Genomic DNA, 20972 nt, shown 5'->3' with positions numbered 1-20972 from the left:
GCTCCTGATAGCTCGTCGGTCTTAGTATTCGCCTAGCGTCTGGCCGTCGTAACGATTGGCCAGATTGCGATAGGTGGTCTGGTCGATCGTTTCGCTGAGGAAATGAACGCTGCCATCGCCAAAAGCAAACATCGCTCCACCTGGGTGAAGACTGCTGAACCAGTGTCGATACTGCCAGTTGGTGGCGTCGACTTCATTCATCGGATAGCCGGTCGTTCCGGCGACTTCCATCGAGCCGTAGTAACCGCTGTCGTGCATGCTGGCGTTGGTCGTACCGGCCCACAGCGTGTAGGTATCGTTCGTGTTGTAAGGCAGCTTGTAGTGGCGTTCGCCGATCATCATGGTGTTGGATGAACCGTCGGTGATGTCGCGGAAGCCACACCCTTTGTTGCGTTCGTTGAAGATACCGGAAGCGTTTACCTGGTTGCCTTGATCGCGGTAGTAAGCGCGCGGGCCGATTCCGTTGACGCCAGGATAGCTCGACAGGCCTAAGGCAACACCAGAGACCGAACGGGGCGAAGCTTCGACCGATCGAGCATCCGAAGGACACTTAAACGCATCGAGGCTTTGATTCAAAATCGTCTGCCCTTCGGTCGTGGCGGCAGAAGCGCTCAGCGACAATCGCCCAACCTGCAACGACTCGTGGACGTTGCCTTGCTCGAGCATTGGCAGAACTAACGCACTCCAGCCCCATGCGGGTGCGGTGGCTGGATCGGGCAGGATGATCATCGGCGGGAAGGTGCCGTGCGTGTCGTGATAGTTGTGCAGTGCCAGGCCCAATTGCTTTTGATTGTTCGAGCACGACATCCGGCGAGCCGCTTCCCGGGCTTGCTGCACAGCCGGCAACAGCAGGGCGATCAACACACCAATGATGGCAATAACCACGAGCAATTCCACCAGCGTAAAACCGGTGCGGTTCGACTTCGAATACATAGCGTCTTCCAGAGGATGAATTGGAATAGAGGTCGCAAGGGCTGCATGATGAAGAGTAGGGAGCGATTCATGGGGCGAATCGGTAAGCAGCTCTGATGTTCGGACCGCGGACAAGAATTCTCAGAGACGTTACACTTCCTAATTTTTTGTAACAACAACTCGAGATATCAGCTAGTGAAAATCCATAAAAGTATCGGTTACTCATACTAATGGACCGCCTCTCCCCCTTACGCAGAGGGAAGGGCAAGCGTTGCCACGAGTTAATCCGTAGGGGTTGATTAGCGAGATTTACTCGGCCTGCACGGATTTCCAGATTACGGTCCGAGCGAGCCGCAACCGCCCATACAAGGGTAGGCGGCCGGATCGCAGAACTAAAACGACCAGATGCGGGGGATCAGTGTCATTGCGGTGATCGCGATCAGAACCGCCAACGGCAGACCAGACTTCAGATAGTCTCGAGGCGTATAACCACCAGGCCCCATCACCATGAGGTTGGTCTGATAGCCGATCGGGGTGAGGAACGCCATCGAGGCCCCAATCGCGATCGCCATGATGAAAGGACGAGGGTTCAAATCGCCTTGCTGGCCAATGGCCACGGCAATCGGAAGCAGCAGCGCGGCGACCGCCGTGTTGGTGATCGTTTCGGTGAAGATTACCGTCATCAAGTAGATCACCACCAGCAGCACCCATGGATTCGATCCGACGGCAGAGACCAGCGCTTCCGCGATCATCTGCGCCGCGCCACTTTCCCACAGGGCATTGCCCAGGCCAAGAGCGGCAGCGATGGTCACAATGACTTGAATATCGAGAGCACTTCGCGCTTCCGATGCCGACAAGCACTGCGTCAGGATCATCAATGCCGCGATCGTCACGGCGGCAATCGCCGGACTGCCGAAGCCTCCGGCGAACTCGAAGCCGGAGAACAAACTGGTCAAGCAGAGCCACGCGATCAAAACGATCATCAGCCCGCCCGAGAGCAAGGCTCGATCGTGACGACGTGGCTCGGCATCGTCGACACTGCTGACCAGATAGAAGTCGCGATTGTTGCGATGCTGAACGATAAAGTCGCTGCGAGTTTGCAGCAGAAGCGTGTCCCCGATTTCCAGCACAATGTTACCGATCTTGTTCGGCAAACGCTGGCCATTGCGATGCACGGCGACAACTGCGGCGTTGTAAAGCTGACGGAAGTTCGCTTTGCGGACCGTGGTACCAATCAGCGGCGAAGAAGGGGAGAGCACCACTTCGGTCAAGTGTCGTTGAACACGCGACTGCGGATGGAACTCGTACGTTCGATCGGCTGCCGGGATCAGCCCAGGGATCTTCTCGAGATCGACGATCGTATTCACCAGCCCGGTAAACACCAGGCGGTCGCCGGCACGAACAAAGTCGCGCGGGGTAACTGGCGTGATGATGTCGCCATCGCGATCGATTTCAATCAGAAACAAGCCATGCAGATTACGTAGACCAGCGGCCTCGACCGTTTTGTCAATCAATGGGCAATCAGGCTGGACCTGCATTTCGACGAGGTACTCTCGCTGCTGATCCCCGAGTTGTTCCATGATGTCCTGCTTGCCAGGCAGGAAGCGTTGCCCGATGAGCAGCATGTACAAACTGCCAACCAAGGCGCAAGGAACCCCGATCCAGCTAATCTCGAAAAAGCCCATTGGCTGAACGTTCGGCAGAACCTGGCGACGTTTGGCGAGTTGAAGTTCGAGTTCTGGACGTTGCTCTTCGGTCGCTTTGGCGATCTGCGTTTCGAGCGAAGCAATTTCCGCTTCGACAATCGCCACGCTGTCGCGTAGTTTCTCATTCACCACCAGCGTGGTGCTTGTGCCAATCAAGGTGCAGACGCCGCCGAGTATGGTCAGGTAGCTTAGCGGAAGCAGCAGTTTGGAAGGGGAAAGGTTGCGCTGACGGCACCAGTCAAGAATGACCGGCATCATCATGGCGACCAGGGCAGTGTTGAGCACGAAGGCGGCTGAAACGACGATGGGGCCTGTCAGCCGCATCAGGGCCGAGCGTTCGTTGTTCGCGTTGCCTAGGATCTTGGAACCGATCCAATCGAGAACCCCTGTCTTACGAAGCCCTGCCGAGACGACCAACAGCGCGCTGATGGCAATCACCGCGCGACTCGAGAACCCGCTGATCGCCATCGTCGGAGTGATCAGGCCCAGCAGGGTGACGGCGCACAAGGCAAGCAAAAACAGCAGGTCGACCGGAACCCGTCGAGCAAACTGGATCGCCAGAAATACTGCCACGGTCGTGCCGATGGCAATCCAAGGATGAGCAGCTTGCAAGAGTTCCATAAGTATTCGTTGGTCGCCAGTGGAACTGGCCCGCCATCATGGCTTGAAAGTGGGGTGTGGTCGTTATGGAAAGGTGGTCGAAGGCGAGGGAATCCTTCCCTCAGCATTGGAGACGGTGATGTTTGAGCGGCTCGAGGCTGTGAAAAAAGGTACGGAATGTGACGGCACCAGGTAGACGCAATTTCGCTGTCTTACTCAAACCTGCTAATGGGTTCATTTTGAAGACGTCGATATCCTATTCTACCTAACTTGCCCACCAAACACGTGACGCATGGATTGCCTAACGGTTCAGGTCACGTTCTTTCGCATAATCTCTGGGAGGATACAGAGTCATGAGTTGTCGCACGTTTGCCACCCTCATCGCCATTGTCATGGCAACCGTTTGCACAGTCCGTGCCAAAGCTTCGGAAATGTCGGACTATGTGAGTCGTCCCCTGGTGCGTGTGACGATGAACCCAGACTTCCATCCGGAGGTTGAGTTCCGAATTGCCGAGGCTTTGAAGCGTCCGCCCATCGATTGGAGCATGGTTCAGGATCATACCCTGGCCGAAGTCGCCCGACCGGTCGCTGTCGCCGAACCAGCTCCATCCCAGCATATAGCACAGCGAATGATTGCTGAATGGGAACATTTGCTGGCAAGCCCAGCACATATGAGCGTTGCCGAGACGGTGAAGTCGCATTTGCGATCGATCATCCGGGCCGAGTTCGCGGCTCAGAGCCTGGTGGGGAAGAAAGTTGCGACCTGCGAAGTGAGCTCGGAACGGGAGTTGGCCCCGATCCAAGAGATCTGCCTGGATGACCTGCCAACGATTAATACCGGAGATCTGGCAGTTGCTGAGGTTTCGCTGGACGATCTGCCGCAGATCCATACCGGCGAAGAGGTGATGGCCCTGATTGCTCAGGACGACGCTGGTTTCCCTCTCGATCCTTACGGTTATTCGGAATACAACGCCTATTTCGAGCCTGAGGTTTACGACTGGTTCGTCTTTGCAACCGACGATCTGACCGTAGTTTATGTCTACGAGAACAGCGACATCCTGCCGAGCCGAGTCGATCCTGTGATGCTGGCCGAGCAGAACGCATCGCCAGAGGTACCGGAAGCGTTCAAAGTCGCTGTGCGAGAACATGTTAGGTCGCTTTTCGCTGGGGAAATCGACTTCCGCCCACTGGCAGCCTCGCTGCAGACCGGTTGGAGCACCGTGACGGCTCCTTTCTCGATTGCTTCGCTAAAACAAAGCGAGCTTCTGCCTGTTCATCGGGTCTCGCAACTTCCGGAATTGTTCCGTTTTTAGCAAGTCCCTTTCTAACCGTGACTTATGATAGCTATGACGAGGGAGCTCCGGCTCCCTTTAGTCGTTTCCGAAGCGGCAGAATTCCCCGAATAGGGGAGGTCTGCAGGAATGACCCCTTTCATCTATTTTCTCAAAATGTTAATCCAGCTAAACTTAGGTGGATTCATGGTTTTTTGGTGGCAGTAATTGCACCAGGGAAATAGAATTGGGGTTCAAAGTGGGCCGCAATCCCTGCGCGGATATCCTAATCCGGCCATGGCTTTCGTCTTTTCGGAGCCGAATGCAGTAGCCAGCCCACCTGCGGCTGTTTCGGAACAGAGTCGCAATCGAACAACACTTCTCACGATTTCTATTTTGGAGTTTCGACTATGCCTAAGCGTGAGCACTTCGAGCAGTGTCTCTCGGCATTTTTGGCAATCGGGCTAGCCGTTTTGATGGTGGCGCCAGCCGTTGCTGGTGATGCCCCACGTGCAACGACTTACCAGCAGGCCGCTGGGCCCCGCTACTTCGCCCTGAGCCTCTCCCTCAACGAGAAGCCTGAGGCTCTTCCATCGGAAATCGTGGTGATGGTGGATACCTCCGCCAGCCAGGCCGGTCCTTACCGCACCGATTCGATCGAAGCCGCCAAAGCGATGATGGCCGCTCTGCCAGCCGACAACCGCGTCCAATTGTTCGCCGGCGACCTGATGGCCGTACCGATGACCAAGGGTTTCGTCGCTCCACAGGGTAGCGAAATCGACGCCGCCTTCGCTCAGCTCGAAAAGCGAGCTCCGCTGGGTGCGACCGACATGGCATCGCTGGTGGAAGACGCTGTGGCTTCCTATACCAAGGGAAGCAAACTGAATCGCTCGCTGGTTTACATTGGTGACGGCAACAGCCACGCAAACTTCCTGTCGAACGAAGAATTCGAGAAGCTGGTCGCCACGCTCCGCGACAACAAAGTCGCTTTGAGCTCGTTCGCGATTGGTCCACAACGTGACATCGAAACGCTGGCCGTTCTGGCCAACCAGTCGGGCGGCATGCTGCTGATCGACGGTCGTTCGGTGGTCGCTCAGCAAATTGGTGTTCAACTGGCCGCTGGTGCCACCTCGCCAGTCATCTGGCCAGCTTCGGTCAAGTATTCGGCCAACGTCGAAGAAGTCTTCCCGAAGCAGTTTCCACCGATGCGTGGTGATCGCGACACGATCGTGGTTGGCGTTGTCAACAACGAAGGTCCGATCACGGTTGAAGTGAAGGGGAGCGGTGCTTTCGCGAATAGCTGGACCGCAAAGCCAGAAGCTTCGGACGACGATCAGGCTTACCTGCCACAACTGCTCGAACTGGCTCGCAAAGACGATGGTCTGCGTTTGCCAACCTTGGGCTCGGATGGTCTGCGTGAAACGGCTTCGATCCTGATGGCATCGGCCGAAGAATACGCTCGACTGAGCAGCCAGGCTCTGGCCTCGGGCGACGTCGACGGGGCCGCTCGATTGGCCCAGGCCGCCATGGAAATTGATCCAAATCACCCACGTGCCCAGGCCGTCTCGAAGGCTGCCGAAAAGGCCAAGCAAGAAGCCGCCCAGCCAGCCGAGCCAAAGGCTCCGGTTAACAAGGGTGCTGCGAACGTCCGTCGCAACCCATTCCAACTGGTTGCCTTCCAGAACGATGGTTCGGATGACGCTTCGTCTTCGCTTTCGCTCGGAAGCGACGACGACGGTGACTTCCTCCGCGACGTTCAGACCGATCAGATTCTCAACTCGCGAATCATCGAAGTCGACGTCACCAACTCGCTGGCTCGTGCTCGCGAACAAATGCGTACCGATCCTGATCAAGCCCGCGACGGTTTGAAGTTGCTGTTGGACAAGGTCGAACGCAGCCCAGAGCTGACGCCTGATACTCGTACCCGTCTGCGTAATCAGATCGTTGCTGCGATCCGTGAAGCTTCGGGGCGTGCGGTCGAAGTCGAAGCTCGCCGTGCCGAACAGGCCGAACGCGAAGCGATCGCTCGTGAACGTATCGCTCTGACCGAACAACTGGTTCGCTCGGAAGAACGTGCTCGCGTGATCATGGAGATGTTCGACGCCCTGATGGACGAAGGCAAATACACCGAAGCCATGATCGGTGCCCAGGAAGTTCGTTCGATCAACCCGAACAATCAGGCCGGCGTTGCTGGTGTTTCGATTGCCGAAGTGGTTGGTAACTACGAAGCGAACACCGCCCTGAAGGAAATTCGTTATCAACGCGTGATCGACACGCTGTTTGAATCGGAAAAGTCGTCGGTGCCGTTCCCAGACGAACCACCGATCATCTATCCAGACGCTGAATTCTGGGAAGAGATCTACTATCGTAAAGCGAAGTACGGTTCGGTCGACCTTGCCGCAACGGGCAACGCCGAACAGAAGATCTTCCAGCAGTTGGATGCCGAAACCAAGATTCAGTTCATCGACACGCCTCTCGAAGAAGTGGTCGGTTATCTGAAGCAGTTGCACGGCATTGAAATTCAGATCGACAACCGTGCCCTGGAAGAAATCGGTCTTTCGACCGACACGCCAGTGACTCGCAACATCGAAGGTATTTCGCTCCGTTCCGCTCTGCGTTTGATGCTGAAGGAACTGGACCTGACCTACATCGTTGCCAACGAAGTGTTGATGATCACTACTCCGGAAGAAGCCGAAAGTGAACTGATCACCAAGGTGTATCCAGTGGCCGACCTGGTGCTGCCAGTTTCGGTTCAGCTCGGTACGCTCGGTGGTGGCGGTACCGGCTCCAACCAGGGTGGCGGTTTCGGCAACAATGGTAACGGTGGCAACAACGGTGGCGGTAACTTCGGCAACAACGGCGGCGTGTTTGCAGTTGCTGACGAAAAGGCTGTCTCGAAGATCGAAGACGCTGCCCCAGCTCAAGCTCCTGCAGAAGACGCTCAGTCGGCTCAGGAAGAAGAAGGCAAGCCTTACGTTCTACAAGTGAACGAAGGCGAAACCCGTCTGCAAGCTTGGGAACGTGCTTTCCAGAATGAAGAAGGTATTCCAGCCGCTGCTCTGCGAACCGAAATTCGCCGTTCGATGGCTGCCAAGCGTTACAGCGACGTGACCGACATGATCCAAATGTCGCTCCGTTATGGTTACCTGCAGCCTTGGATGTACGAAGCCATGGCGTTGTCGATGGAACTCGATCACGCACCGAAAGCCGACATCGAACGCTCGCTGATGAGTGCCGTCGACTTCACCACCGGTCCAAACCATCGCCTGATGGTCGCCCTGCTGATGTCGAAGATGGGTCTCGATAACCGAGCCTTGAAGCTCTATCAGGACGTCGCCCAAATCGAACCACTTCGCCCAGAACCATACTCGATGGGTCTGGCCGTGGCCAAGCGTCTGGACGATGAAGAAGCCATCCGCTGGGCTTGCGTCGGTATCCTGTCGCAGGAATGGCCAAAGGATCGCCTCGACATTCGTACCGAAGCCTTCACCACCGCCAAGGCGGAACTGCAGCGACTGATGGCTGAAAACCGCAGTGACGATGCCAAGGCTTTCAACGACCAGATCCGTGAAGCGCTCGTTCGCGATGCCATCGTGAAGGTGACCTGGTCGGGCGAATCGGATCTCGATCTGATCGTCGAAGAACCGAGCGGCAGCGTTTGCTCGCAGCACAACCCGCGTACCATCTCGGGCGGTGTCTTTCTGGGTGACGCAGCTTCGTCGCTGGGCGATGCCGGCACCGACGGTGCTTACGAAGTCTATGTGGTGCCTAAGGGGTTCAAGGGTGACTACAAGATGCTGGTCCGCAAGGTTTGGGGCGATGTGACCGCTGGCAAGATCACGGTCGACATCTTCACCAACTACGGTACCCAGGATCAGCGTCACGAACGTGAACAGTTGGATCTCGGTAAGGATGGTGCTTTCATCACCTTCACCGTGCCAGAAGGTCGTCGTACCGAAAGCCTGGACGAGCAGCAGGTCAAAGTTGCTGTTGAAACCCAGGTTGCCATGGGCCGCGAACTAGTTGCCTCGAAGATCAGCTCCGCCTCAGAAGGTTCGACCGCCACGGAAGAATACGTCACCGGCGTGAATAACGGTTCGGACGACTTTGTTCGCCGTGTTCGCAACTCGGTGGGTTACCGCCCGGTGATCACGACCCTGCCAGAAGGTACCAACTTCTCGGCATTCGCGGTGATCTCGGCTGACCGTCGTTACGTCCGCTTCAACGGTACGCCGTTGTTCTCGGCGATCGGCGAAGTGACCTCGTACACCTTCTCGGGTACGAACACCGGTACGACGGGCACCACGGGCACCAACACCGGTATCAACTAACCGGTTGGAAGCTTAAGCAAACAGAGAACGCGGTCCGTTCAAACCAACGGACCGTGTTACGAACGAATCAAGCCGGGCACGGCGTCGAGCGAAAGATCGTCGACCAGCCCCGCTTTTATTTTTTCAATCGCGATCGCACCTAATACCGCGTTGTCGGTGCAAAGGTGCATCGGGGCGATCATCAGTTCGCCTCCAGCCGCAGCCACTTGTTCTTCCAGGGCTGTACGGAAACGACGATTGGCCGCGACACCGCCGCCAACACAGATCCGCTCGATGCCGGTCTTCTTCATCGCCTGCATCGTCTTGCCCACCAGGCAATCGACCACTGCTTGCTCGAAGCTCGCGGCGATGTCCGCCTTACGCTGATCATCGATTACCAGCGACTTGAAGTCGACCGCACCTGGACCGGCGATCTCGTAGCGCACGGCCGTTTTCAGGCCGGCGAAGCTGAAGTCGAGACGCGACTGATCGTTCAGAAATGGACGCGGGAAGGCGAACTTCTTAGGATCGCCGTTCAGGGCACACTTCGACAGCGAAGGACCGCCAGGGTAGGGCAGGCCCAGCATCGAGGCGACCTTGTCGAACGATTCGCCGGCGGCATCGTCAATCGTGCCACCCAGCGGCTCGAATTCGAACGGACTCTTGCAGTGATAGATCGTCGAGTGGCCACCACTGATGATCAAGCCAATGCAGGGAAAGATCGGCTTTTGGAAGGCAACCTGGCAGGCATAGATGTGCCCCTGCAGGTGATTGATGCCAATCAGTGGTTTATCCAGCAGCCAGGCCAATGATTTGGCTGCGGTAACGCCCACCAGCAGTGATCCGGCCAAGCCAGGCATGTTCGCCACGGCCACGGCGTCGATATCGCTGAGCTCGATTCCTGCTTTACGAACGGCTTCGTCAATCACCGGCAGACAGCGTTCGAGGTGAGCCCGGGCAGCGATCTCAGGGACGACGCCCGCGAAACGCTGGTGCAGTTCATCCTGCGAAGCGACGACAGAGGATAGGACTTCCAGATCATCCGTGATGACGGCCGCGGCGGTTTCGTCGCAGGTCGATTCGATCGTAAGGATTTTCATCGGCTGGGTGTGCAGATCAGGAGGAAGAAAGCTCTGCCTTGAGGTGTTCGAGACCCTTGCTCAGCACCGGATCAATCTCCGAGAGCTCCTCTTGGGGGGCAGGCGGGTGTGGGATGATCGTATCCTGATCTCGGCGTCGACGGTAGGAGTGGTAAGCCACTTTCTGCTCGCGCGACATGCTCACATCCATTCCGTCGTCGGGGCTGACACCCCACTTGTCTTTCTCGGTGTCCCCTTCAAAGCGGTGGATTTTCTCGCCGCTTGGTCGCTGGTAGCCAGCGGTAGTCAGCTTCAGGGCGCTCTTTCCTTCTTCCAGTTCAATGATGTTCTGGACGCTTCCCTTGCCCCAGCTTCGTTCGCCGACGATTGTGGCTCGCTGATGATCTTGCAGGCAGGCCGACAAAATCTCGCTCGCGCTGGCACTGTAATGGTCGATCAGCACCACCATCGGGAAGTCAGGCAGTGTGCCTTCTTTCTCGGCGGTCCAGACCCGCTTCGGCGAGTTCCGGCCTTCGGTGCTGACGATCTTTCCTTCGTCGATAAACATATCGCAGATTTCGACAGCCGAGGTTAGCAGGCCACCTGGGTTGGATCGCAGATCAAGGATCAAGGCCTTCATGCCATCGTCCAGCAGACGTGTGATTGCCTGATGCAAGTCGTCGGCTGTATGGCGGCTGAAGGCGGAAATGCGGACGTAACCAATCTTGTTGGCGTGGTCGAGCATGTAGTCCCAGTCGCCCCCTTCCAGGCGTTCGTCCCCCATCACCGTTTCGATCTGGACGATCTCGCGTTGGACGGTGACCTCTTCGCTGCTGAAAGTGCTGGGGTGGTAAACGGTCATCGTCACCGTGGTGCCGACCGGGCCTTTCAGTTTCTTGATGGCATCGTCGATCGACAGGCCCTGGGTCTTTTCCCCTTCAATGTGGGTGATACGATCCCCAGCGATAATACCAGCCTTGTAGGCCGGGGTATCGATCAGCGGACTCGTCACGACCAGGTTGCCATCGCGAGTCGAAACCTGGATACCAATGCCGCCGAATTCGCTTTCGACGCCTGTTTTGAACTGTTCCAGGTCCTGCGGGGCGATGTAATTCGAGTAGGGATCAAGCTTCGAGATCACCCCGCGAATGGCGGCTTCCATCAGCTCTCGCCGATCAACGTCTTTCACGTAGTTGCGGTCGACCTGATCGAGGGTGTCGGCGAAGAGCTGGATCAGTTCGACGTACTCTTCGTCGACGTTCGCGTAGACGTTGTCTGGATCGGTAGGATCGTCGCCTTGGGAAACTTCCGCGGCTGCCAAGGTGTGAGAAACAAGCAACAGCAGCACGAATGCGTAGATTCCGGAATATTTCCAAGGCATGGAAATCGATCCTCCGTAAGAGCGATAATCGGGTTCCTCGAAGCGTCGGCCATTAACCGACGCGAGGAATGGGTCTGGGGAAATTATAGAACCCCCAGAAATCTGCGGCAATTGAAGGATCGAAACTGGTGACGATTAGAAGTCGTACCAGATCCCGAAACCAATCTGCTGCTCCCAGTTGTCGTAGAACGAATTCTGGGTGCTATCGCCGTTGTGGTAATGTAAGCCAACACGGAGCGTGCGGCCAGGAACGTCCCCAACCCAGGCCCAGCCGGTCTGCACGACGAAGCTACCGCCATAATTCACTTCTTCTCGCAGGTGGGCACCGATCGCCAGGAACGGCTCGCCCCAGAAACCGGTCTTTTCGTTCGGAGCCCATTCGATACCAAACTGGAATTCCCATGGATCCGATTCCAGATTGTAGAATGCCCAGCCCACTTCGCCGTAAACACGCAGTCGCGAGGTAAAGTAGTACGAGTGACCGAAAATGATCACATCGTGGGCATAGTTTAAACGAGGATAAGTCGGGTTCTTCAGCAGGAATTCATCACCCAGGTGCGAACTGAGGTGATAGTAACCGAATCTCGAGCGATGTCTTGGGTTCGAGGCATAGCTCCAGGTAAGCTGCGTACCGGCACGGAAGTCGACCGAGCGAACGTCAACATCTTCTGGAATGTCGAGACGAACTTGGGCCGCACCTTCGACATCCCACTGGATACCGTCGGAAAGAAACGTCGAGTCGCGACCATAACGCATCACCCCGAAGCGACCACCCAGGGTGCCGTCGAGCATCCAGTTATCGTCGGTAATTTTCATCAGGTTAGCGGCCAGACGCGATTCTTTGGGCCCGGCGAGATACGATTTATAGACCATTCCCTGGGGAAGCATGGTCCATTCGTATGGTTCGTCGTTCGGAACGTTCGTCAGGGGGCGATCGTAGATAGGTTCGCGATAAGTGCGAACCTGAGCGTTGTAGTCAGGCTCGATCCATTCGACTTGATCGCTCGGGCTCATGACGGTCAGGTCGTTTTGAAACGATGGCTGACCAAGCGGACTCTGGTAGTCCACCGCGCGAACATCGGCCATGCCCGGCAAAGGTTCGTCGGTGGGGAAATCCAGGATTGGCTGTTGGTATTGTGGCCGTTGACCTGGGAACATATTTGCTGGATCTGGCCAACCCATGCCTGTCTGGGCACTCGCCGTGAACGGCAGTGCAAGACAACCAACGAGAACCAGGGCAGCAGTCCAAACGTGTCGTATCATCGCAAGGCGGGGAGTACCTGATAGCATTTTGTTTGTTACATCCGCGATAATCATGCTTATCGGCATAATCGGGCACCGAGGATGACGGCGAAGTGTAGCGACGTCGGTAGTCGGACCCAATATCAGTTTTTATCAAAATAGTGCACTGGTGAACTATTAGCCGTTGCCGGTAATTCAAGACACGAAAAAGGTCGAGATGGTTCTGTTGGAATTCAGTATGTCCCCGCTGAATAAAGGGGATTCTGTCAGCGAATATGTGGCTCGAAGCCTGAAAATCATTGCCGCTAGCGGCCTCGATTACCGCTTGCATGCGATGGGAACGATCATCGAAGGCGAGATCGAGCAGGTGCTAGCGGTTCTGCAGAAGTGCCTGGAAGCGATGGCCAAAGATTGCGACCGCGTGACCTGCACGGCCAAGCTAGACTATCGCAAAGGTTACCAGGGAAGACTCGAGTCCAAGGTCAGCAGCGTGTTGACCAAGGTGGATGTTCCTTTGAAGACGATCGATTCGGACGCTGGACCTGATCAGAAAGCTCCTTAGAGAAGATGTCTTTCGGCGAGGATTCTCCAGAAGTCGACGTAGTCGTGATTGGTGGCGGGATTGTCGGATTGGCGGCCGCCTATCAGATCTCGCTGCGCTATCCCGATCGCCAGGTTGTCGTTCTCGAGAAAGAACAGGTCCTCGCCCAGCATCAGTCGGGGCATAATTCCGGCGTGTTGCACTCGGGCATCTATTATCGACCCGGCTCGCTCAAGGCGATCAACTGCCGCGAAGGTCGCACTGCGATGGTCGCCTTCTGCCAAGAGAACGAAATTCCGCACGACATCTGCGGCAAAGTAATTGTCGCCACGCGGGAAGACGAACTCGGTCGGCTCGACGATATCTATCGACGCGGGCTCGAAAACAACGTTGCCTGCGAGAAGCTCGATGCCGACAAACTGCGATCGCTCGAGCCCTACTGCAATGGAATCGCAGCGGTGCATGTCAAAGAGGCGGGCATCGTCGACTATCGACGTGTTTGCTTTCGGCTATGCGAATTGATCCAAGACCTCGGGGGCGAAGTCCGAACTTCAACCCGGCTGACCGGAGTGATCAAGCGTTCGGATGAAATCATCGTCGAGACAACGACCGGAACTCTCCGCACTTCGCTGCTGATCAACTGTGCCGGTCTGCAATCGGACCGCGTGGCAGCCCTTTGCGGGCATGAGCCAGAAGTGAAGATCGTTCCGTTTCGGGGCGAGTACTTCGAGCTGTCCGACTCGGCCCAGCATCTTTGCCGCAATTTGATCTACCCGGTCCCAGACCCGGCCTTTCCATTTCTCGGCGTCCATTTCACACGGATGATCGGCGGCGCAGTCGAATGCGGACCGAACGCAGTGCTGGCATTCGCACGCGAAGGGTACACCAAGTGGACGATCGATTTCTCCGACTTATGGGACTCGGTCGGCTATCGTGGATTTCAGCGAATGGCCGCCAAGTACTGGCGTGTCGGTCTTGGAGAAATGCGGCGATCTTATTTTCGCTCGGCATTCCTAAAGTCCCTGCAGCGGTTGATCCCGGCAGTCCAAGGGAAAGATCTGATTCCTGCGCCGGCTGGCGTGCGTGCGCAAGCGCTGCGCAAGGATGGCAGCCTGGTCGATGATTTTGTTATCCAGAAGGAAGGCAATTTCATCCATGTCTTGAATGCCCCGAGCCCGGCTGCGACTTCTTCGTTAAACATTGGCAATCATATTGCTTCTCAGGCCGCCGACGTTTTAGCATCGTGATGGCGAACCTTCCTGCTTGGGATGGGACTATTTCGTTCATAGATCGATAAGAACGAAAGATAAGTGAGAGAAGTAATGAATCGTCGTCAGTTGACGCAATTAGGTGTTCCAGAATACGCACTCGTCGAAGCGGTAAAGGCTGTTTCGAGTGCTGCGACGACGCATGGAATGCGCGGTGCTGATTTGAAGCGTCAGGTTAAGCAAGTCGTGGAATCGCCAGGGCAGTTCGTTGACGATGTCTGCTTCGGTGCGTTCGCGGCAACGTTGATGGAAGATCAGACGCTGCCGCCGCTGCAAGAGAACGTTACGTACCAGACCTGGGGAAGCGATATCGACGAAGGGGCTCATTCGCAAATGCGTGAGGCCTGCAAGCTGCCCAACGCTTCGGGTGCGGCGTTGATGCCTGATGCGCACGTGGGATATGGGCTGCCGATCGGCGGCGTGTTGGCGACGGAAGGTGTCGTTGTGCCTTATGCGGTGGGCGTGGATATCGCTTGCCGTATGAAGCTAAGCGTGCTCGATTTGCCGCTGGATGCTTTGGAGTCGAAGTTCGACGTTTGTTGTCGTGCCCTGGAAAAGGGTACGCGATTCGGTGTTGGCTCGACGCATCAGAAGCCACAGCAGCACGACGTGATGGACGAGAACTGGAACATCACCAAGGTGACGCGTCAGTCGAAAGACAAGGCGTGGCAACAGTTGGGTACGTCTGGTTCCGGGAACCATTTCGTCGAGTTCGGTTTGTTGACGATCCGCGAGGAAGACAAGACGGACGAGAAGTTCTCGCTGGCACCGGGCGAATACGTTGCGCTGTTAAGCCATAGCGGAAGCCGTGGCCCCGGGGCTGCCGTGTGCAGTACCTACAGCAATATCGCTCGCACCAAGTTGCCGAAGAAGTACGAGCAACTCAAGTACCTGGCCTGGTTGTCGCTTGATAGCGAGGAAGGGCAAGAGTACTGGGAAGCGATGAACTTGATGGGACGCTACGCGGCGGCGAATCACGAAGTGATCCATCGCCTGGTAAGCGACCTGGTCGGCGGCGAAATCGTTGCTGGTGTCGAGAACCACCATAACTTCGCCTGGAAGGAAACGCACGATGGTCGCGAGATGATCGTGCACCGTAAGGGGGCGACCCCGGCTGGCGAAGGTGTGCTGGGAGTGATCCCAGGTTCGATGGGAACGCCGGGATTCGTGGTTCGCGGGAAGGGAAATGCCAGCAGCCTCGATTCGGCATCGCATGGTGCCGGACGGTGCATGTCGCGTAAGAAGGCGAACGATACGTTCCGCATTCAAAACACGCGACAGGAACTGAAGGCTCAAGGCGTTCACATCTTGTCGGCCGGTTCGGACGAAGTGCCAGGAGTCTACAAAGACATCCACGAAGTGATGGCGGCTCAGAGTGATCTGGTCGACATCGTTGGGCAGTTCGATCCGAAGATCGTCAAAATGTGCGGTGATGGAAGTCGGGCCGAGGACTGACTCGGCCCGGTCACTTCCGCACTAGTCAATCTCAGGGATCGGTCCGTTCGGATCGATCTCTTCTCCTTCCCAGATCGCAACGCCATCGGTGTACGTCAACACACGATGGGCACTGCCGGGGGCCGGCATCTTACTCTTGGCCGGAAGAAACTTCGCCAGGCGTTCGATTACGTCGGCATACTCGGACTTCGACGCGAGGTTCGTCCATTCGTTCGGATCGGCCTGCATGTCGTACAGCTCTTGCGAACCGTCGGCGTACTGAATGAATCGCCAACGCTCGGTGCGGATGCCGTGGTTGTCATGGTTGTGGGTCGTGATCGCCGGGAACTCCCGCTTTGACTTGGCATCGCGAAGCTGCGGAATCAACGAATGACCTTCCAAGCCTGCGGGCTGCTCGAGCTGAGCCAGGTCGCTGAGGGTCGGGTAAAGGTCAAGTAGTTCGGCCGGCTGCGTGCAGCGTTGACCACCGGTGATCCCTGGTCCAGCGAAGATCAGCGGCACGCGGGTACCATCGTCCCATAAGGTGTTCTTGCCGGTGATTTCCTTTTCGCCGATGTGCCAACCATGATCCGACCAGATCACGATCACCGTGTTGTCGGCGTAACCGTTCTTCTCTAAGGCGTCCATCACGCGGCCGATCTGGGCATCGACAAAGCTGGTGCATGCCAGGTAGCTACGGGTGAGGTTCTTCCACTGGTGGTCATCCTTCAAGAACTTCAAGCGAGGTTCCGGCAGCTTCCAGTGCAGATTCCAACTGAATCGCGGGGTGTCGTCACGATCGTTCTCGATGATCTCCGGCAGTTGCAGTTCGTCTTCTGGATAAAGGTCGAACCACTTCTGCGTGGCATAGCAAGGGACATGCGGCAGGAAGAAACCGACCGACAAACAGAACGGTTCTTGCGGCTTGTTGTTCAATGTATCGACCGCCCAAGAGGCGACCTGGTAGTCTCCTTTGTCTTCGTCCTTATGAGGAAACACGCCCCAGTCGACCAGCGGATGCGCGGCGGGCGTGTTGACCAACTTCTTCGCTGGACGTGCTCCGACGCCGGCTGGTGGTCCCAGATGTTGGAACTCCGCATCGTTCTTCTTCCGGCCATAGCCGCCGTGATAGATCTTGCCGGTGGAATAGTTCGTGTAGCCGCCGGCCGAGAGATGTTGCGGCAACGTCACCAGGTTGGCGAGTTCCGGAACATCGCGAAACCAGGGCGACAAACCATAGATGCCGGTCGACGATGGACGACGCCCTGTCATCAGGCTCGTTCGCGAAGGATTGCAAAGCGGGGCCTGGCAGTGGGCATTCAGGAACACGGTGCCACGCTCGGCGATTCGATCGATATGGGGCGTCTTCGCTTGAGGATGTCCACCGAGGCAACCAATCCAGTCGTTCTGGTCGTCGATGGCGATGAACAAAATGTTCGGCTGCTTGGGGGCGTCGGCCATCAGGGGCGACGGAACGTAGCAGGCCAGCGCAACGGCCAGCAAAAGCGTGTTTCGCATGGGGCAACTTCTTCGGCGGAGGGATGGATGGAATGGGGATGACGAGTGGTGTGTCGCCATTCTAGCCCATCGCGGAGCACGAATCGAGCAAACAACGGTTCGGGCGATTCGAAACAAAAAAAGGCCCGCTACCTGATTGGCAGCGAGCCTTTTTGTTCGGTGTTCTCGACGATCGTTAGTTGATCGGAGGTGCCGAGATGATTTCGCCGGGAGCGTTCAGAACCGGTTCCAGTTCGGCGTAGACCTTCTGGAAGACGCCGTTGGAATAAGGCAGGTGTGGGTTTTCGACCCAGGCAGCGGCCTGAGCTTGCTGGTCAGGAATCATCAGCATGTTGTACGGACGGAAGTAGTAGTACGTCTTTGGGAGAGCGTCGTACATGCGGTGTGGTGCCATGTTGCCGGGGGCATGCCATGGCGATGGCAGGCAGTGGTGAGCGTAGAAGCCACCATGACCGTGACCGCAGCCACAACCACCATGACCACATCCGCCGTGGCCGCAACCACAACCGAGGTTGCATCCATGGGCACTTTCGCAACCGCATGAATCACCTTCCGTCGTAGCACCGCACGAGCTTAGCGAGTAGTCGGCCGAAGCAACGTAAGGTTCGCCCAGGTCAGCCCCACCAATTTCCGATGGCATGACTGGTTTCGGTGGGGTTGGCATGGCCTGCATTGGCTGCGGCATGGCGTCTGAAGGGGACTCGTCCTGTAGAACGGAGTAGCTCGCCTTGCTAGCGACCGGGGCCAGGTTCACCTTCGATGGCTTCGACTGGTAAGCGACTGGTTTGATCAGCCCACCCGTGACCGATGGCGAAGCTTCCTCTTCTCGCAAGGAATCGAGAACGACCACGGCAGGAGCTGCCTGTTGTGCGATCACGGGCTGTTTGAGTTGCAGGCTTTCGCCTTCGGCACCGAGAAATACCGCGGCAATCACAAATACGCTGGTCATAGTCGGCTCAACCTTTGAGAGAGGTTTGAGGAATTCTGGTTGGGTTTGGGGCAGACATTGCTGCGTCTGATGTTAGGTCGACCAATTCAGGGGGACATCTCCGAAAATATCGTTTTCACCGGCTGACTTTATGTAGATTGCCCATTGTGATGAATCTGTTCCGGATTTGACCATTATATATACACCCCTCACGCACCCTGTTGGAAAAGTAGTAGTCACTAACGATGGGGGGCAATTCCGAAACAAATAGGACCACGATCAAATACGGCTCAACTAACACAATCGGAATATCCGAAACCTTAAATGATCCGCAGGCGGTGCGATCGCGAGATCCCACTGAACCTAATGACTTCACTTCGATTCAATCTTGCCGATCACGACCGTTCCCAACCAGCGAATGTGGTGGTAGATAATCCATGAAAAGCTTCTTCCAACTCACCGTTCTTTATGGCGGTCGTTCGGCACTTGCCGCGGCCATGGCCGGAATGCTGGCGATGATTCCCGCCACTGCCGATGCCCAGATCGCCGCTGATCTGCCAAGCCCACGTGCCGAACAGCGAATCGAAAAACCGAGCGACTCGGTCCTGATGAAGGAATCGAGCCTGATTCAAGAGGTGCTCGAACCGGAACTGATCTTCCGGGTCGAACCTTCGCGCTCGAAGATTCTTCGGACCAAGCTGCCGATGACCCGGGTCGCGATTACCAGTCCTGACATCGTGGAAATCAACGAGTTCAGCACGACCGAAGTCGAAGTCATCGGTTTGAAAGCTGGCGAAACCACGATGACCATCTGGTTCGCTGCTCCCGATGGAACGACCACCGTTCTGCGTTACCTGGTGAAGGTCGCTGCCAACAGCGAAGAACAACGCCGTGCGGAAATCGAATACGGCAAACTGGAAGCACGCATTAACGAGCTGTTCCCAAACAGCATCGTTCAGCTGATTCCCATCGCCGACAAGCTGATTGTCCGCGGCCAGGCTCGCGACGCTCATGAAGCTGCCCAAATCATCGCCGTCCTTGGTGGCCAGTCGGTCGACCAGGCTGGTAACCTCTCGCTAGGGGCCAGCCTTGGCTCTGCCGCGATGCTTCCGGGTGCGGAAGACTTGCGAACGACCAGCGTCATCGACTTGCTGCACGTTCCTGGCGAACAGCAAGTGATGCTGAAAGTTCGGATTGCGGAACTGCAACGCGATGCGGCTCGTAACCTTGGTTTCGACTTCAGCGTCAGCGGCGACAACTACGACATCTCGCACATCATCGGGGCCGGGGCAGGCAATCTGTCCGCGATCCTCGATGGTGGTGACGTGGAACTGTTCCTGCAGGCCACCAGTGCCAACGGTATGGCCAAGATCTTGGCCGAACCAACCCTGGTGACCATCAGCGGCAAGTCGGCCAACTTCATCGCGGGTGGTGAATTCGCGGTGCCAACGGCTGTCGGTGTCGGCGGTATCGGTGCGGTCTCGACCACCTTCCGCGGATTCGGTACGCAGCTGGCCTTTACGCCGACCGTCTTGGACAAAGACAAGATTCGTCTGCAGGTCGCTCCATCGTTCAGCTCGATCAACAACAACAACTCGGTTGACGGTATCCCAGGTCTGGACATTCGCGGTGTGACAACCACGGTCGACCTGCGAGAAGGCCAATGGCTGGCTGTCGCTGGTTTGATCCAAGACGAACAGACCGGTAGCCGCGTTCGCCTGCCTGGCCTGGGGGATATTCCTCTGGTCGGTGCCGCCTTCGGTCGTCAAAGCACGACCCGCGTCGAAACCGAACTGGTCGTCCTGGTGAGCCCTGAACTGGTCCACCCAATGGAACGCGAACAGTTGCCACTCTTTCTGCCGGGCCAGGAAGTTACCGACCCGACCAACAAAGAGTTCTTCTGGCATCAGCAGATCGAAGGTCGCCCTGGCTACGACTACCGCAGCACGGTCTGGCCTCAAATGAGCCGTCAGATCCACCGGGAAAACCATGAAGTCCTGAAGGCCCAGCGGCATGCTCACAAGGCAAGCCGGCACTATCACGAGTGCGAAGACTACTACATCTCTGGACCGCAAGGTTTTTCCAACTAACTCGACCCCAGTGGTTCAGACCAGCCCATACTTCGTTCCCGCGACGAAAACACATTGAGGATAGCCAAGATGACCCTATTCAATCGTACTGCTGGAGGCCTGACGCTCGCCCTGGTGACGGCTGGCCTGGTTGGATGCCAAAGTGGCGGCCGAATCGAACCGGCTCCTCCGACCACGCTTGGGGCGTCGATCGACGAGATGAACCGCACTCAGGAACTGAATGCGGAAGCTGCCAAGTACGTCATCTATCAGCATGAATTCGAGCCTAACTTCATCGAAGGCAAGGGCGAGAAGAATGCCTGGAAGCTGAACGACTACGGCGAAGATCACGTCAAGCAAATCGCAGCGAACCTGCTGCGAGGCGACGAACTGCCGGTGGTTGTCGAACGCAGCCAGACCTCGCCAGAACCTGGCAAGGATCACCAATACCCGGTTCACTTCAACGACGAACTGGACGAAAAGCGACGTCGCTGCATCGTGGCTGCTTTGACGGCCATGGGTGTTGCCGATGCGGAATCGCGAGTCGTTGTCGCTCCGGCCTTCTCGGAAGGTTTGTCCGGATCGGAAGCTGCTGCGGCTTATCAGCGTGGCATGCGTTACGGAAGCCAGGGCGGCTATGGCGGCGGTGGTTTCGGTGGCGGCGGCTACGGTGGTGGATTTGGCGGCGGCTTCTTCTAAAGAAGAGTCGCCCT

General features: G+C 56.8%; 14 protein-coding genes. 7 read left to right on the top strand and 7 right to left on the bottom strand.

Annotated elements, in window-relative coordinates:
- Positions 1-21: 21 nt before the first annotated feature.
- Together AB1L30_RS26445 and AB1L30_RS26440 are read right to left on the bottom strand one after the other, a co-directional pair.
- Complete coding sequence (locus AB1L30_RS26445) at positions 22-933, bottom strand: DUF1559 domain-containing protein (RefSeq protein ID WP_367017531.1); 912 nt, start codon at positions 931-933, stop codon at positions 22-24.
- A 371-nt stretch (positions 934-1304) separates the two neighbouring features.
- Complete coding sequence (locus tag AB1L30_RS26440) at positions 1305-3239, bottom strand: SLC13 family permease (protein ID WP_367017529.1); 1935 nt, start codon at positions 3237-3239, stop codon at positions 1305-1307.
- A gap of 332 nt (positions 3240-3571) precedes the next feature.
- Here AB1L30_RS26440 and AB1L30_RS26435 point away from each other — a divergent pair, with 332 nt between their 5' ends.
- A complete protein-coding gene (locus AB1L30_RS26435) occupies positions 3572-4531 on the top strand; it encodes a hypothetical protein (RefSeq protein WP_367017527.1) in 960 nt (319 codons plus the stop codon).
- 368 nt (positions 4532-4899) lie between these two features.
- Positions 4900-8820, top strand: coding sequence for a hypothetical protein (locus tag AB1L30_RS26430; protein ID WP_367017525.1), 3921 nt, complete (start codon positions 4900-4902; stop codon positions 8818-8820).
- Between the two features lie 56 nt (positions 8821-8876).
- Here AB1L30_RS26430 and tsaD read toward each other — a convergent pair whose 3' ends face one another.
- The 3 genes from tsaD to AB1L30_RS26415 all read right to left on the bottom strand — a co-directional run bounded on the left by tsaD (position 8877) and on the right by AB1L30_RS26415 (position 12522).
- Positions 8877-9899 (bottom strand): tRNA (adenosine(37)-N6)-threonylcarbamoyltransferase complex transferase subunit TsaD, encoded by a 1023-nt coding sequence (tsaD, locus tag AB1L30_RS26425; RefSeq protein WP_367017523.1) that lies wholly within the window; start codon positions 9897-9899, stop codon positions 8877-8879.
- Positions 9900-9915: 16 nt separating this feature from the next.
- Positions 9916-11259: a S41 family peptidase gene (locus AB1L30_RS26420; RefSeq protein ID WP_367017521.1), complete on the bottom strand. Its 1344-nt coding sequence runs from the start codon at positions 11257-11259 to the stop codon at positions 9916-9918.
- Between the two features lie 135 nt (positions 11260-11394).
- Positions 11395-12522, bottom strand: a complete 1128-nt coding sequence (locus AB1L30_RS26415; protein WP_367017520.1) for a DUF1207 domain-containing protein — start codon at positions 12520-12522, stop codon at positions 11395-11397.
- A gap of 196 nt (positions 12523-12718) precedes the next feature.
- Here AB1L30_RS26415 and AB1L30_RS26410 point away from each other — a divergent pair, with 196 nt between their 5' ends.
- The 3 genes from AB1L30_RS26410 (at position 12719) to AB1L30_RS26400 (ending at position 15765) form a co-directional block, all read left to right on the top strand.
- The gene (locus tag AB1L30_RS26410; protein ID WP_367017518.1) at positions 12719-13063 is read left to right on the top strand and encodes an MTH1187 family thiamine-binding protein; all 345 of its coding nucleotides are present in this window, start codon (positions 12719-12721) and stop codon (positions 13061-13063) included.
- A gap of 5 nt (positions 13064-13068) precedes the next feature.
- Complete coding sequence (lhgO, locus tag AB1L30_RS26405) at positions 13069-14289, top strand: L-2-hydroxyglutarate oxidase (protein ID WP_367017517.1); 1221 nt, start codon at positions 13069-13071, stop codon at positions 14287-14289.
- 63 nt (positions 14290-14352) lie between these two features.
- Positions 14353-15765, top strand: coding sequence for an RtcB family protein (locus AB1L30_RS26400; protein ID WP_367017515.1), 1413 nt, complete (start codon positions 14353-14355; stop codon positions 15763-15765).
- 21 nt (positions 15766-15786) lie between these two features.
- Here AB1L30_RS26400 and AB1L30_RS26395 read toward each other — a convergent pair whose 3' ends face one another.
- Entirely contained in the window at positions 15787-17262 is a 1476-nt protein-coding gene (locus AB1L30_RS26395; RefSeq protein WP_367017513.1) for a sulfatase, read from the bottom strand.
- Between the two features lie 175 nt (positions 17263-17437).
- Positions 17438-18211 (bottom strand): hypothetical protein, encoded by a 774-nt coding sequence (locus AB1L30_RS26390; protein ID WP_367017511.1) that lies wholly within the window; start codon positions 18209-18211, stop codon positions 17438-17440.
- A 416-nt stretch (positions 18212-18627) separates the two neighbouring features.
- On the opposite strand from AB1L30_RS26390, the gene AB1L30_RS26385 reads away from it, so the two are divergent.
- Together AB1L30_RS26385 and AB1L30_RS26380 are read left to right on the top strand one after the other, a co-directional pair.
- Complete coding sequence (locus AB1L30_RS26385) at positions 18628-20280, top strand: pilus assembly protein N-terminal domain-containing protein (RefSeq protein ID WP_367017510.1); 1653 nt, start codon at positions 18628-18630, stop codon at positions 20278-20280.
- A 69-nt stretch (positions 20281-20349) separates the two neighbouring features.
- Positions 20350-20958, top strand: coding sequence for a hypothetical protein (locus AB1L30_RS26380; RefSeq protein ID WP_367017508.1), 609 nt, complete (start codon positions 20350-20352; stop codon positions 20956-20958).
- The last annotated feature ends 14 nt before the right edge of the window (positions 20959-20972 follow it).

The sequence above is a fragment of the Bremerella sp. JC817 genome, from assembly GCF_040718835.1.
GTDB lineage: Bacteria > Planctomycetota > Planctomycetia > Pirellulales > Pirellulaceae > Bremerella.
Note: the sequence above shows the minus strand (reverse complement) of the source record. Positions and strands in the feature narration are given on the sequence as shown.